Source organism: Empedobacter sp. R132-2 (genome assembly GCF_030324375.1).
GTDB classification, from domain to species: Bacteria; Bacteroidota; Bacteroidia; order Flavobacteriales; family Weeksellaceae; genus Empedobacter; species Empedobacter falsenii_B.
In genome coordinates this window covers 1-14,340 of sequence record NZ_JACAGG010000034.1, presented here as the reverse complement: position 1 = coordinate 14,340, position 14,340 = coordinate 1, and the positions used below count along the sequence as shown (strand labels likewise).

Here is a 14,340-nt window from a genome sequence, read left to right as displayed (position 1 = left end):
AAATATATAAATATGGAATGATATATATAGAAAAATTTTCTGTTTTAATAAGCTTTTTACAATATAAAATATCTTAAATGATAAAGAGTTTTGGTTTGAAAGTTTTAAAAATGTTAATCTTCCTCTTCAAAAGTGTCAAAAATTGCACGAATAATTAATACTTTATTTAGTAAATTTGTAACAAAGGTCGTATTAATTTCGACATATCATATCAAAAATACTTAGTAGAAATATGAAAAAACAACTATTTGTTGCTGCATTTGCATGTACTTCTGTTTTAGCAATTGCGCAAGAATCATATCAGGCTTTTAATCCAAATTATATGGATAAGTCTGTTCGTCCACAAGATGATTTATATAATTATGTAAATGGTAATTGGATGAAAATTACAGAAATTCCATCTGATAGAGCAAGATGGGGAAGTTTCGATGAATTGAGAGAGAATACAGATAAGGTTTCTTTGAAATTGGTAAAAGATTTATTGAATAATAAATATGCTCAAGATTCTAATGAACAAAAAATTTCTGACTTATACTCAGCTTACACAAACATGGAAGCTAGAAATAAAACAGGAATTGCTCCAATTCAGAAATATTTTAAGCAAATTGATGCAATCAAAAATTTGACAGATTTACAAGCGTATTTAACAGAAGTTACTCCAATTGGAGAGAATCCATTTTATGGTGTTTCTGTTTATACTGATATGAAAAATAGTACGCAAAATGCTGTTTATTTAGGAAGTGTTGGATTAACTTTAGGTAAAACATATTACCAAAAAGAGGATGCCAAAAATACTGAAACTTTAGCTAACTTAAATCAATATATCGATCAAGTTTTTCCTTTTACAGGATCTAAAACTCGTGATTTAAAAGGACCAAAAATTGTTGCTTTCGAGAAAATGATGGCAAAATATATCAAAACTGTTGAAGAAAGCCGTGATCCAAATAAATCTTATAATTTAGTAACATTATCGGAAGCAGGAGCTTTTTCTAAGAATGTTGATGTAGTGAAGTTTGTAAAGTCTTTCGGAATTAATCCTGACAAAGTAATCATCCGTGAATTAGATTATTACAAAAATTTAGATAAAATCATAAATCAAGAGAATTTACCAATCATCAAAGATTATTTGAAATTCAAATTGATTGATTCTTTTTCTAATTCTTCTACAACTGAATTAGAAAAAATTAATTTTGACTTCTATGGTAAAAAATTATCTGGTCAAAAAGAACAAAGAGCTTTAGATAAAAGAGGTTTGGCTTATGTAAATGGAACAGTTGGTGAGTTATTAGGACAAATTTATGTGAAAGATAATTTTCCACCAGAGGCAAAAGCAAAAGCGCAAGAATTGATTAGTTATTTATTTAAATCGTTTGATATGCACATCAATAATTTAGAGTGGATGTCAAAGGATACAAAAGTAAAAGCAATTGAAAAGTTAAATAAATTTACGGTTAAAATTGGTTACCCTGATAAATGGAAAGATTATTCAGGATTTAAAGTTAAATCAATTAAAAATGGAGGATCTTTAATTGAAAATAATTTAGCTTACAGTCAATGGAGATTCCAAGATAATTTGAAAGATTTTGGAAAACCAGTAGATAAAACACGTTGGGGAATGTCTCCACAAACAGTTAATGCTTATTTTAATCCAACAAATAACGAAATTGTATTCCCAGCAGCAATTTTACAAGCACCATTCTATGATTATAGAGCAGATGCAGCTGTAAACTTTGGAGGAATTGGAGCAGTTATTGGTCACGAAATTTCTCATGGATTTGATGATTCGGGAGCTAAATTTGACGGAGATGGAAATTTAGTGAACTGGTGGACACCTCAAGATGAAGAAAAATTTAAAGCAGCAACAGGTGCTTTAGCAAGACAATATGATGCTTACGAACCAGTAGCAGGAACACATGTAAATGGAATTTTTACATCTGGAGAAAATATTGGAGATTTAGGAGGAGCTTCTGTTGCTTTTGATGCTTTGCAAATGTATTTAAAAGATAAAGGAACTTACGGAAACATAGATGGATATACTCCGCAACAACGTTTCTTCTTATCTTGGGCAACTATTTGGAGAACAAAAGCGACTGACGAAGCTTTAGTAAATCAAGTGAAAACAGATCCACATTCTCCTGGATATTACCGTTCTTTTGGACCTATTGTTAATATCGATGCGTTCCATGATGCGTTTAAAACAAAACCAGGAGATAAATTGTACAAAGCACCAAAAGACCGTATTAGAATTTGGTAAGATGCTTGGCAAAATTATTGATTGGATAAAAAATAGAAATAGAATTATTAAAATGACAACAGTTGAAGCAATAAACAATGCTAATGTAACATTAGTAGATGTTCGCGAGCCTTTTGAATTGGATACAGATGGATTTGTTCCAAATGCAATCAATATTCCATTAGGAGAAGTTCCTACAAGAGTAGAGGAATTTAAAGCAATGTCAAGACCTATAGTAGTTTTTTGTAGAAGCGGTAACCGTTCAGGTCAAGCTGCACAATATTTGCAAGCGCAAGGTGTAGACGAAATTTTTAATGGAGGAGGTTTTCAAGATGTCTTAGATGTTTTGGAGAAATAATTCGTAATTAATTATTATTCATAAAAAACCGATAAATTTTTATTTGTCGGTTTTTTTTGTATATTATTGTATTTTAAATAGATATTCGATTAAATTAAAATTATTTAATTTTTTTTGATAAAAAAAGCTAAAAAAATGAGTGACCAAATAAGAATAGGTGTGTCATATTAAATGTAAGCAGTTAAAATGTCAAAAGATTCTATAGAAAATATTGCAGATGACATTTTGGTGTATAAGATTGTCGAAACAAAAAATCAGCATTTGTTCGGTATATTGTATGATAGGTATGCACATACGGTATATAATAAATGTTTGAGTTTTGTAGAGGATCAAGCTGAGGCACAAGATATGACGCACGATATATTTGTAAAGTTGTTTGTAAAACTGAAAACATATCAATCAAAATCTAAATTCTCTACTTGGTTATATTCTTTTACATATAATTTTTGTGTCAATCATGTGCAACGAAAGATAAAAGAAGAAAGAAAAAATTATTCGGTAACGGATGATTTGGTTGATAACTATAATGATGAAATTATTGATGACAAAGAAATTTTTGAATTAAAAATCGAAAAACTAACGCAGTCCCTAAAGGAGTTGGATGTCGAAGAGAAATCTATATTACTCATGAAATATCAAGATGAATTTTCAATCAAAGAAATTTCAGAAACTTTAGAGATTGGAGAAAGTGCAACTAAGATGAGATTGAATAGAGCAAAAAATCGTTTACTAAAAATTTATAACGCTTTGTAAAATGGAAAATCCTTTTAAGACTATACTAGCCAATGAAAAGCTTCCAGAAACAATAAAACAAAAAGTTATGGATGATGTTGCTTTAATAAAATTATCGTTGGAGGTAGCCGATTTGGTTTCAGTAAAATATCCAAGCACAATTGGAAATTTCTTCGGAATCGGAAAAAAATCAACTAACAAACCGAACAAAAAAGATAAAGAAGGTTAACTATAAATAGATTATATGAATATAGGTTTAAATTTTAGCTTGTTAGAAAGTTTATATCAAGAAATGGTACTCGTTTTTCCTAAAGTTGTAGGAGGTATTATATTCATTATCCTGTCATATATCTTGCTAAGATTGATTCTAATATTGACTAAGTACATATTAAAATTATCTAAGATAGATAAATTAAAAAATGCTTTAAACAACAGTGAAGCGTTGAAAAACTCCTCTATTGAAATAGATCCTTCTAAGATTATTTTACAATTTGTACGATTGTTTATTATTTTGTTAATCATTATTATAGGATCTGATATTTTTGGATTAACAGTCGTTTCTAACCAAATAGGAAGAATTGTAGATTATCTGCCACAATTTTTTAGTGCAGTGTTAATATTTGCTGGAGGATTTTATTTGGCTAACTATATCAAAACTTTTTTAAGAAGTTTAATTAAATCAATTGATTTAAACGGAGCAAATATTATTAGTAATATCATTTTTTATATCATCCTTATTTTTACGATAATTACTTCATTAAATCAAGCAGGTGTTAATACAGAGCTAATTACAAATAATCTGTCATTAATTTTAGGATCAATATTTTTGACATTGGCAATTGCATTTGGATTAGGTTCTAAAGATATTATTTATAGATTATTATTGTCGTTTTACACAAATAGGAATTTTGAAATTGGACAAAAAGTAATCATAGAAGATGAGACAAAAGGCGTGATAATTGCAATTAATAATATATGTATGACAATACAAACAGAAAATGAAAAAATTGTGTATCCGATAAAAGTTATCACGAATAAAAAAATACGAATTATAGAAGATTAATCTTACCTACCCAAACCTATTTTTAATAATTATTAACCAACCTATTAATTACTTATTAAAAAACTAAGCCGACTTTTAACCTACCAACCAAAAATCGTGAAAGCAAGTCTTTTACAACTAACAAACCTATCTGATTTAGTAGAAATTAAAACATCACTTTCTATTATCTATCTAAATCAAACTAAACCAAATTTTTAAAAAGTGACCGAATTAACCAATCGGTCACTTTTATTTTTGTACAAAGTTTATTATTTCATATAATAGTTGTACATTTGCACCTCATTACATAATAATTATTAAATAATATTGGCATGTACTTAACATCAGAAGTAAAAAGCGAATTATTCGCAAAGCATGGTAAATCTGCAACAGATACAGGATCTGCAGAAGGGCAAATCGCATTATTCACTTACAGAATTAACCACTTAACTGGTCACTTGAAAAAAAATCACAAAGATTTTAATACAGAAAGATCATTAGTTATGTTAGTTGGTAAGCGTAAAGCGTTATTAAACTACTTAAAGAAAAAAGATATCACAAGATACCGTGCGATTATCGCTGAATTAGGATTACGTAAGTAATTTTAAACACAATATAAAAGGGCAATTACGTAGAAATTGCCTTTTTTTTTGTTATAAATTAAAATAAGATATTTATCTTTATATAATGCAGTTAAAGCAAACGGCTTTAACTTTAGACGAATTAAATACTAAGAAGACGAATGATTCCACAGGCGATCACAGAAAAAATTACTCTTTCAGACGGAAGAGAAATTACAATCGAAACAGGGAAATTAGCAAAACAAGCTGACGGATCTGTGGTTGTACGCATGGGCGACACCATGTTATTAGCTACAGTTGTAGCAAACAAAGAAGCAAATCCAGGTGTAGATTTTTTACCTTTAACAGTAGATTATAGAGAAAAATTTTACGCTGCAGGACGCATCCCAGGGAATTTCTTCAGAAGAGAAGCAAAACCATCAGATGATGAAGTATTAACAATGCGTCTTGTAGACCGTGTTTTACGCCCAATGTTTCCAGAAGACTTTCATGCTGAGGTTCAGGTCATGATCTCACTTATTTCTTACGACAAAAATGTAATGCCAGAAGCTTTAGCTGGTTTAGCTGCATCAGCAGCCATTGCAATTACAGATATTCCTTTCACATTAATTTCAGAAGCTCGCGTTATTCGTTTGAATGGTGAGTTAATGATTAATCCTTCAAAAGAACAATTAGACCAAGCAGATATCGACATTATGGTTGGTGCTTCTAAAGATTCTGTTGTAATGGTAGAAGGGGAGATGAGCGAAATTTCTGAACGTGAAATGTTAGACGCAATTGAATTTGCTCATGCTGAGATTAAAAAACAAATTGAAGCACAAGAAAGTTTAGCAGCGAAAGTAGGTAAATCTTTACCAAAACGTGAATATAGCCACGAAACACACGACGAAGAAATTCGCGAAAAAGTATGGGCTTATGGATATGATAAATTTTATGATATCGCTAAACACCCATCTGATAAACACGAAAGAGGTGATAAATTTGCTCAAGTTGAAGCAGATTTCTTAGCTCAATACGAAGGAGATGAAGAAGAGTTAGCTCGTGTAACTCCTTTTGCTCACATTTACTTCCACGATGTACAAAAAGAAGCTGTACGTCAATTAATCTTAAACGAAGGAATTCGTTTAGATGGACGTGATCCAAAAACGATTCGTCCAATTTGGACAGAAGTTGATTATTTACCATCAACTCATGGTTCTGCAATCTTCACACGTGGGGAAACTCAAGCATTAGCTACAGTAACTTTAGGTTCTTCTAAAGATGCTAATATGGTTGATGGAGTTGTAACAAACTTCGACGAAAAATTCTTTTTACACTATAATTTCCCTCCATTCTCAACAGGTGAAGCTCGTCCATTAAGAGGAACTTCTCGTCGTGAAGTTGGTCACGGAAACTTAGCACAACGTGCTTTAGCGCAAATGTTACCTGACGATTGTCCTTATACAGTTCGTATTGTTTCTGAAGTATTAGAATCTAACGGTTCTTCTTCTATGGCAACAGTTTGTGCAGGAACATTAGCAATTATGGACTCTGGTTTACAAATGAAGAAACCAGTTTCAGGTATTGCAATGGGGTTAATCACAGATACTAAATCAGGGAAATTTACAGTATTGTCTGATATCTTAGGAGATGAAGATCACTTAGGAGATATGGACTTTAAAGTAACAGGAACTGCAGACGGTATCACAGCTTGTCAAATGGATATTAAAGTACAAGGTTTATCTATGGAAATCATGGAAACAGCTTTGTTACAAGCAAAAGAAGGTCGTGAGCACATTTTAGGTAAATTATTAGAAACTTTACCAGCACCTCGTCCACAATTGAAACCAAATGCACCAAAAGTTGTTGTAATTGAAATTCCTAAAGAATTCATTGGAGCAGTAATCGGACCTGGAGGAAAAGTAATTCAAGAAATGCAAAAAGAAACTGAAACAGTTATTGCAATTACTGAGTTAGATACAACAGGACGTGTAGAAATCAATGGTGTGATTCAAGAAAACATCGATCGTGTTGTAGAAAGAATCAAACAAATTGCTTTCGTTCCAGAAGTTGGTGAAACATATCATTCAGTTGTAAAATCTATCAAACCATTTGGAGCGTTTGTAGAGATTGCAAAAGGAGTTGAAGGTTTAGTTCACATTTCTGAATTAGAGCACAGACGTCTTGAAAAAGTTGAAGATTCTGTAAACATCGGTGATAAAATTGATGTTAAATTCTTAGGTTACGATGATAAAAAGAAAATGAAATTATCTCGTAAAGCTTTGTTGCCAAAACCAGAGAGAACAGAAAAACCTGCTAAATCAGCAGAGAAAAAAGAGGATAAACCTCAAGATAATAAAGAAGCTTAATTAAGTTTTGATATAAAGTAAAAAGTCCGAGATTTTCTCGGATTTTTTTGTTCTATAAAACCAATCATAACCTAAAGTAGATTAATGATTTTAATTTTTACTTTCACGATTCAAATTTTGTGTTAATTAAATAAAAATAATCTTTTTTTAACAATAAAACCTCAGTAAAACTTTATTAAATACTTAAAGATTAGGAGAACTTCAGATAATCAATTATTTTAGCAATTCGTAAAATTGAAGACAAACAAATAATGAAAAAATTTTTATTATCCACGCTTTTAGTGGTTATGCTTTTTCCTTTTAAAGTGAAAGCTGACGAAGGAATGTGGTTTTTGATGTTCATCGAGCGTCTGAATCACCGTGATATGCAAAAACAAGGTTTACAATTAACTTCAGAAGAAATTTATAGTATCAACAATAACTCTTTAAAAGATGCTATTGTACAATTTGGTGGTGGATGTACTGCTGAAATGGTTTCTGGACAAGGTTTAGTTTTGACAAATCACCACTGTGGTTATGGTGCTATTGCTGAATTATCTGCTCCAGAACATGATTACTTAAAAGATGGTTTTTGGGCGAAAGATAAAGCTGCTGAGTTAAAACCAAAAAGCTTAAAAGTACGTTTCTTCGTTCGTATGGATGATGTTTCTAAACGTATTTTAGGTGTTGTAAATGATAAAATGTCTGAGTTAGATCGTGAAAAAGCGATTAACCAAGAGATTGCAAAAATTGAAAAAGAGAACAGTGAAAACGGAAAATATGTTGTTTCTGTTCGTTCATTCTTCCAAGGAAATGAATATTACTATTTTGTTTACCAAGACTATGAGGATGTACGTTTAGTAGGAACACCTCCAAGTTCTATTGGAAAATATGGTGGAGATACAGATAACTGGGAATGGCCACGTCACACAGGAGATTTCTCTATGTTCCGCGTATATGGTGACAAAGATGGAAATCCTGCAGCTTATTCTACAAGCAATGTTCCGTTGCAACCAAAACATCATTTACCAGTTTCTTTAAAAGGATATCAACCAAATGATTTCGCTATGATTTTAGGTTATCCAGGTCGTACAAATCGTTGGATGCCAGCGCAAGGTGTTGCTCAAAATGTAGAGTACGCTTATCCTGCATGGGTTGAAGCTTCTAAAGTGACAATGGATCAAATGAAAAAATATATGGAGCAAAATCAAAAAGTAAATATTGATTATGCTTCTAAATATGCTGGAGTTGCGAACTATTGGAAAAATCGTGATGGAATGATCGAAGCTTTAAAACTTCACGGAACTGTTGCGAAGAAAACAAAAGAAGAAGAAAAATTCAATAAATGGGCTCAAAAAGGAGCAAACAAAGCCGAATATGGTGATGTTGTTTCGAATTTGAATAATTATTATGCGAAAACAAATTTAGATGCTCGTCATAACAATTACATCAACATTTTATTGCGTTACTCAACTTTAGCAAGTGCGCCATATTCTATTGGAAAAGCATTAGAAAACTATGCAGCAGCGAATGATGCAAAACGTGATGAAATGCGTCCGAAAATTCAGAATGCAATCAATGCATATTACGAAAAAATGTATTTACCTTTAGAAAAAGATTTATTGGCTGCTCAATTAAATCTTTATGCTTCTAAAGCGAGCGAAGCTGGTTTAGCGCCTTATGTTGCTGATTTAGCGAAGCAAAATAACAAGAACTTTACAGCTTATGTAAATGATGCTGTTGAAAGAAGTTTCTTCGCTGATCAAAAACAAGTTGAGAATTTCTTAATTTCTCCAGATGTAGAAGTCTTGAAAAAAGATCCTTTATATGTTTTGTCAAATGCTTTAGTAGAAAGAGCTTCTAAGCAAACTGATGAACAAGCAAAATTGAATGATGTTTATTCTAAAAACTTCCGTTTATTGGTAAAAGGTTTACGTGAGTCTAAAATCGGAAATATTTTATATCCAGATGCTAACTCTACGTTACGTTTAACTTACGGTTCTATTCAAAATTTACCAAAAAGTACAAATCCAAAACGTCAACCAGATGTTGCTTCTAACTATTTCACAACATTAGAAGGTACAGTTGCAAAACACATCGCAGGTGACGAAGAGTTCGAAAATCCACAACGTTTATTAGATTTAGCGAAAGCGAAAGATTATGGACAATATGGAGATAAAGATGGATATTTACACGTAAATTTCTTATCAAACAATGATATTACAGGAGGTAACTCTGGTTCTCCGGTAATGAATGGTAAAGGTGAATTAATCGGTATTGCATTCGACGGAAACATTGAAGCAATGGCTGGTGACGTTATCTTTGATCCTAAATTACAACGTACGATTTCTGTAGATATTCGTTATGTTTTATGGGTTGTTGATAAATTTGCTGGAGCAAAACACATCGTTGATGAAATGACAATTGTAAAATAAGATTTGAATCATAATAATTTTTAAGGCTTCCTATTTTGGAAGCCTTTTTTTGTAGAGAGAATCTAAACGAATTACCTTTGTAAAAAATAAAAGTAAATGAAAGTTATTCCTCTTTTAGAAGGTGTTTTTCATGTTGATGCAAAAAAAGAGTTTCATTATTTAGGTGATAATATTGATGTTAAAAATCCCGCTGACGGATATAATCTTATTGTTCGTCCATTTTTGATACAAATTGGAGATGAAAATATTTTGATTGATTGTGGTTTCGGAACTGAAGTAGATTGTGAACCTATCATTCTAAAAAAATTACGCGAATATAATATTAATCCAAATCAAATTACGAAAGTATTGATTTCGCATTTACATAAAGATCATATCAACGGAATTGGAAATTGGGTAGGGGATCAGTTTGTATGTAACTTTCCTGAAGCAAAAATTTATATTCAACAACGCGAGTATGATTATGCGGTTGTTCAAACAAATAATTCTTATAACTATGATCGTTTAGAAAAGTTGAAATCATTCAAAAATATTGTATGGATGAATGATGATAGTGGAAATATAACGGATAATATCAAATTCGAAGTAACAGGAGGACACGTTCCGTTTCAACAAGTTTTTTGGATCAAAGAAAATGATGAAATTGTATTTTATGGAGCTGACAATCTACCTCAATTAAATTATTTTAAATATCATGCTGCTTTCAAGAATGATGTAGATGGTGTAAAAGCGATGGAAGATCGTTTGCGGTGGGAAGTTGATGCGAAAACAGAACACTGGAAAATACTTTTCTATCACGGAAAAAGAACAGATATAAAACAATTTTAGAAATTATATTATAAATGAAAAGCTTTGTATTTGCAAGGTTTTTTGTATTTGAATTATATTTCAGTTTAACTTCGAGTACCTTTGTTGATTTTAAAATTAATTGACATAAACTATGCTAAAACTCTTAAAAAGATATTAACGTTTTATGATTTGTTTTTTATGGATTTAATAAAAACGTTTATTGAAAATACATTTTATATAAAAAATCCCCAACATGTGTTGAGGATTTCGTGTGTAGTTTTTTACATTTTTTCTTCGCTATATTCGCCGAGTAAAGCATAATATCCAAAAAGTGCCATTCCAATAACTATAATTGGTGTAAGGACAAATAGAATAATAATTCCGAATACTAAATCATCTTGCGAACCTGATGATAATTTTGGAATTCCAAATTCCATGATACAAAAGTAGGCTAAAACAAGTGATAATGCGATCCAAACGATTCCTAATATTTTTTTAATTGTTTCCATTTCTAATTAGTTTTTTAGTTAACATTTCTGTCTTTATTACTGATATAAATTGCTCCGATGATAAAACAAACAGCCGCAATTCCAATAGGATACCAAAGACCCTCTAAGTAAAACTGTGGATCTCCGTTGTTTTTGGCATTTGTTACCAAATAAGTAGAAACAGCAGGTAAAAGACCTCCAAAAATTCCGTTTCCTACGTGGTAAGGCAAAGACATCGATGTATATCTAATTTTAACAGGGAACATTTCTACTAAGAACGCAGCAATTGGACCATAAACCATTGTGATAAAAATAATTTGAATCCAAATTAATCCAACTAATTTCCATTTATCACCACTATTAATATGTGTCGATTTTTTTACAATTTCACTTACTTTTCCATCTACAATTTTTGCTTGACCATTTTCTAAATGAAGCGTTGTAACTTGTTTATAAGTCGTGCCATCTGTAAATGATTTTTGAATTGTATAAATAGAATCAGATTTTTCGTCAACATTTTTGATTTCAGCTTTTTCAATTGTTTGTGCTGCAATTACTTCTTTATTTTCAAGATTTGTTGTTTGATACATTGATTCGTAAATTGGTCGATACGAGAATACAGCGACAATCATTCCGATTAACATCACCCATTTTCGACCAACTTTATCACTCAGCCATCCAAAGAACACAAAGAAAGGTGTACCAAATAATAAAGCAATTCCTAACAAAGAATCTACTTGATCAGATTCTACATTCATCACCGTTTTCATGTAACTCATCGAGTAAAACTGACCTGTATACCACACAACTCCTTGTCCCATCACAGCTCCAAAAAGTGCTAATAAAACGAATTTCATATTGTAACGATTCCCGAAAGATTCTTTCAAAGGATTTTTAGAAGTTGTTCCTTCATCTTTTGCTTTTTTGAAAGCTGGCGATTCGTCCATATTTTTACGAATCAAATATGAAACGTAAACCATTAAGATTGATAAGATAAATGGAACTCGCCATCCCCAAAGGTCAAACTGCTCTTCTGATAATAATGTTTTCGTTAATAAAATAACCAATAACGAAACAAATAAACCAACTGTTGCAGTGGTTTGTATCCAAGAAGTCCAATATCCTCTTTCTCCGTCTGGTGCGTGTTCTGCTACGTATGTTGCAGCACCTCCATATTCGCCTCCAAGTGCTAAACCTTGTAATAAACGTAAGATTAATACTAATAAAGGTGCGATAAAACCAATTGATTCGTAAGATGGAATACATCCTATTAAAAAAGTTGCTCCTCCCATTAATACTAAAGTTGCCATAAATGTATATTTACGACCAATAATATCTCCTAATCGACCAAAGAATAACGCGCCAAATGGACGTACAACAAATCCAGCAGCAAATGTTGCTAATGTTGATAAAAAGGCAGCTGTAGGATTGTCAGCAGGGAAAAATTTAGTAGAAATTACAACAGCTAAACTTCCAAAAATAAAGAAGTCATACCATTCAATTAGCGTTCCCATCGAGGAAGCACCAATCACTTTCCAGATTGTTTTTTTGTTAGCAGTTTCGCTCATAAATAATGTGTTTTTGTGTTAATTCTTGTGTGTTTTTTTATAATAATATCATTGCTTGTATTGTTATCATGTCGTCCATGTGTTTTGGTTGATCGAAAGATTTTTGATATTCTACAGAAATTTTAGCATTCTGACCATCAATGTACCAGTTTCCACCTAATTTTAATTCGTTTGCAGGCTTTACTAGACCTTTGAAATCTCTGTAAGAATATCCTACATACGGCTGAATTCTATTACGGAATTTTCCTTCTCCTTCTTTGATGTTTTTAGGCAATAAATACCCGACATGTCCAGAAAACTGATTTCCATCTCCTACAACATTTCCTTGTACATAATTTTCGCCCATGTCCGAATTTTGATATTTCGCATAAGCTGTTATCGAAGAAGATTTTCCGATTGGCACATCATAAAAAGCATCAACAGCAAGATGAGTTACATTTTCTCCAATCAAATTATCATTTTCTTTTTTGACAATTGCATTACTTTGATTGAAAAATCCTGCTCCGATGTTAAATACTTTTTTAGTTCCTAAATAGGTTCCAACGCGATAAGGTAAAGCATTTGATTCTTGATCTAAAAATTGATAATCAAAATATCCTGAAACCGCATATTTTCCTTCTCCAAGTATCGCTTTTCCTAAATACTTTTCTTGTCCGTTTTCTAAAACTGTCGAAGAGTTTCCATCTAAAGTATTAGTAATAGCATCACTTAATGCTAAACGATAATTCAGTTTTCCAATTCGCCCTTTTGCAAACATTCCCAAATGATTTGAAAATTGATCAGACAAACCAAGTGTTGACCAGTCAGCTCTGTTATTATCTAAGGTCAACATATTGATAGAACCTTGACCATTTCCACGAGAAATTCCACCAAAATTGTGAACTCCAGCACCAATTGCTAAATTGTTTGTTACCTTATATTGTAAAAACATTTCATGCAAGAAAAACGATACATCTGTACTTTTTCCCATCGGAGAAAGATTATTATCATAGATTCCATTTGCACCAAAATGTGTTAAAATCATAAATCGATCATTGATTTGTGAATAAGCAAGAACGCGCGCTCGTTTGATAGAAAATCCATCATTGGCGTGTTTTCCTTCGTAATCCTGAAACCAAGTTTGTCCCCAAAGAATAAATCGGACATATTTACTTCCTTCTGGATTTAATTTAACGACCAAACCGCCGTCATATTCAGAAGCATATTGAGCCTTCAATTCCGTGGCTCCAAAAATGGATAGTAGAGCAATTGCGACAAAAATTTTTTTCATTTTTTAATAAATGGTGTTAGTTGTACATTATTTGTGATTTTGTATTGACTTAATTAATAGACTTAAGTTTATCTAAAATAATGTATTGAATAATAATAATGCTTTTTTTGATAAAGAATTTCTTTTTTATTTTATTAGTGTAAATAATACGCTAATATTTTTTTTAATTTCTTAAAAAAATGTCAAGAAAAGTTTTAAGTTGATAATCTGAGTTGGATTTATTTCAGAAAATTTATCAAAAAAAGATGCAATAATAATCTTATTATTTATTAAATCAAGAAATAATTATTGACTAATTGATAAAATATAGAAGTAATTTATTCTAAAATGTTATGATTTAGTAAAATATAATCTGAAATTATTTATTCTGATTAGAATAGTATAAGTAGAAAGCATAAAAAAGGTTTCGATTTTATTCGAAACCTTTTTTTAATTTATTGTTGTCCCGTCCTGAAATAGCGATACAAAAAAGAAATCGTTATTATGGAAGAAAGAAGCAATTATGTAAAACGTACTC

Annotated in this window: 12 protein-coding genes; 9 read left to right on the top strand and 3 right to left on the bottom strand. The window is 31.2% G+C overall.

Going from position 1 to position 14,340, the window contains the following annotated elements; genetic code table 11:
- The first annotated feature begins 232 nt into the window (after nucleotides 1–232).
- From HXZ69_RS12765 to HXZ69_RS12725, 9 genes are all read left to right on the top strand, one after another.
- Nucleotides 233–2,254 carry a M13 family metallopeptidase gene (locus HXZ69_RS12765; protein ID WP_286496203.1) on the top strand — a complete coding sequence of 674 codons (2,022 nt, stop codon included), beginning with the start codon at nucleotides 233–235 and terminating at the stop codon, nucleotides 2,252–2,254.
- 52 nt (nucleotides 2,255–2,306) lie between these two features.
- Complete coding sequence (locus HXZ69_RS12760) at nucleotides 2,307–2,591, top strand: rhodanese-like domain-containing protein (RefSeq protein ID WP_038333764.1); 285 nt, start codon at nucleotides 2,307–2,309, stop codon at nucleotides 2,589–2,591.
- Nucleotides 2,592–2,777: 186 nt separating this feature from the next.
- Complete coding sequence (locus HXZ69_RS12755) at nucleotides 2,778–3,344, top strand: RNA polymerase sigma factor (protein WP_038333651.1); 567 nt, start codon at nucleotides 2,778–2,780, stop codon at nucleotides 3,342–3,344.
- Between the two features lies 1 nt (nucleotide 3,345).
- Complete coding sequence (locus HXZ69_RS12750) at nucleotides 3,346–3,552, top strand: hypothetical protein (protein WP_038333652.1); 207 nt, start codon at nucleotides 3,346–3,348, stop codon at nucleotides 3,550–3,552.
- Between the two features lie 15 nt (nucleotides 3,553–3,567).
- Entirely contained in the window at nucleotides 3,568–4,386 is an 819-nt protein-coding gene (locus HXZ69_RS12745; RefSeq protein WP_280050084.1) for a mechanosensitive ion channel family protein, read from the top strand.
- A 311-nt stretch (nucleotides 4,387–4,697) separates the two neighbouring features.
- On the top strand, nucleotides 4,698–4,967 hold the full coding sequence (rpsO, locus tag HXZ69_RS12740) for a 30S ribosomal protein S15 (RefSeq protein ID WP_038333654.1): 270 nt from the start codon (nucleotides 4,698–4,700) through the stop codon (nucleotides 4,965–4,967).
- A gap of 140 nt (nucleotides 4,968–5,107) precedes the next feature.
- On the top strand, nucleotides 5,108–7,294 hold the full coding sequence (locus tag HXZ69_RS12735) for a polyribonucleotide nucleotidyltransferase (protein ID WP_038333655.1): 2,187 nt from the start codon (nucleotides 5,108–5,110) through the stop codon (nucleotides 7,292–7,294).
- Nucleotides 7,295–7,545: 251 nt separating this feature from the next.
- Complete coding sequence (locus tag HXZ69_RS12730; protein WP_038333656.1) at nucleotides 7,546–9,708, top strand: S46 family peptidase; 2,163 nt, start codon at nucleotides 7,546–7,548, stop codon at nucleotides 9,706–9,708.
- A 96-nt stretch (nucleotides 9,709–9,804) separates the two neighbouring features.
- Nucleotides 9,805–10,536, top strand: a complete 732-nt coding sequence (locus tag HXZ69_RS12725; protein WP_038333657.1) for an MBL fold metallo-hydrolase — start codon at nucleotides 9,805–9,807, stop codon at nucleotides 10,534–10,536.
- 242 nt (nucleotides 10,537–10,778) lie between these two features.
- Here HXZ69_RS12725 and HXZ69_RS12720 read toward each other — a convergent pair whose 3' ends face one another.
- From HXZ69_RS12720 to HXZ69_RS12710, 3 genes are read right to left on the bottom strand one after another with little or no spacing between them, the layout of a single operon-like run.
- Nucleotides 10,779–11,006, bottom strand: a complete 228-nt coding sequence (locus tag HXZ69_RS12720; RefSeq protein WP_125350389.1) for a DUF6814 family protein — start codon at nucleotides 11,004–11,006, stop codon at nucleotides 10,779–10,781.
- A gap of 14 nt (nucleotides 11,007–11,020) precedes the next feature.
- The gene (locus tag HXZ69_RS12715; RefSeq protein WP_180906341.1) at nucleotides 11,021–12,553 is read right to left on the bottom strand and encodes an MFS transporter; all 1,533 of its coding nucleotides are present in this window, start codon (nucleotides 12,551–12,553) and stop codon (nucleotides 11,021–11,023) included.
- 37 nt (nucleotides 12,554–12,590) lie between these two features.
- A complete protein-coding gene (locus tag HXZ69_RS12710) occupies nucleotides 12,591–13,823 on the bottom strand; it encodes a hypothetical protein (protein WP_286496201.1) in 1,233 nt (410 codons plus the stop codon).
- Between the last annotated feature and the right edge of the window lie 517 nt (nucleotides 13,824–14,340).

Coding starts and splice junctions, on each gene's coding strand:
- HXZ69_RS12745 (WP_280050084.1), top strand. CDS start 3,568: ATGAATATAGGTTTAAATTTTAGCTTGTTAGAAAGTTTATATCAAGAA.
- HXZ69_RS12710 (WP_286496201.1), bottom strand. CDS start 13,823: ATGAAAAAAATTTTTGTCGCAATTGCTCTACTATCCATTTTTGGAGCC.
- HXZ69_RS12760 (WP_038333764.1), top strand. CDS start 2,307: ATGACAACAGTTGAAGCAATAAACAATGCTAATGTAACATTAGTAGAT.
- HXZ69_RS12750 (WP_038333652.1), top strand. CDS start 3,346: ATGGAAAATCCTTTTAAGACTATACTAGCCAATGAAAAGCTTCCAGAA.
- HXZ69_RS12735 (WP_038333655.1), top strand. CDS start 5,108: ATGATTCCACAGGCGATCACAGAAAAAATTACTCTTTCAGACGGAAGA.
- rpsO (WP_038333654.1), top strand. CDS start 4,698: ATGTACTTAACATCAGAAGTAAAAAGCGAATTATTCGCAAAGCATGGT.
- HXZ69_RS12765 (WP_286496203.1), top strand. CDS start 233: ATGAAAAAACAACTATTTGTTGCTGCATTTGCATGTACTTCTGTTTTA.
- HXZ69_RS12725 (WP_038333657.1), top strand. CDS start 9,805: ATGAAAGTTATTCCTCTTTTAGAAGGTGTTTTTCATGTTGATGCAAAA.
- HXZ69_RS12720 (WP_125350389.1), bottom strand. CDS start 11,006: ATGGAAACAATTAAAAAAATATTAGGAATCGTTTGGATCGCATTATCA.
- HXZ69_RS12730 (WP_038333656.1), top strand. CDS start 7,546: ATGAAAAAATTTTTATTATCCACGCTTTTAGTGGTTATGCTTTTTCCT.
- HXZ69_RS12755 (WP_038333651.1), top strand. CDS start 2,778: ATGTCAAAAGATTCTATAGAAAATATTGCAGATGACATTTTGGTGTAT.
- HXZ69_RS12715 (WP_180906341.1), bottom strand. CDS start 12,553: ATGAGCGAAACTGCTAACAAAAAAACAATCTGGAAAGTGATTGGTGCT.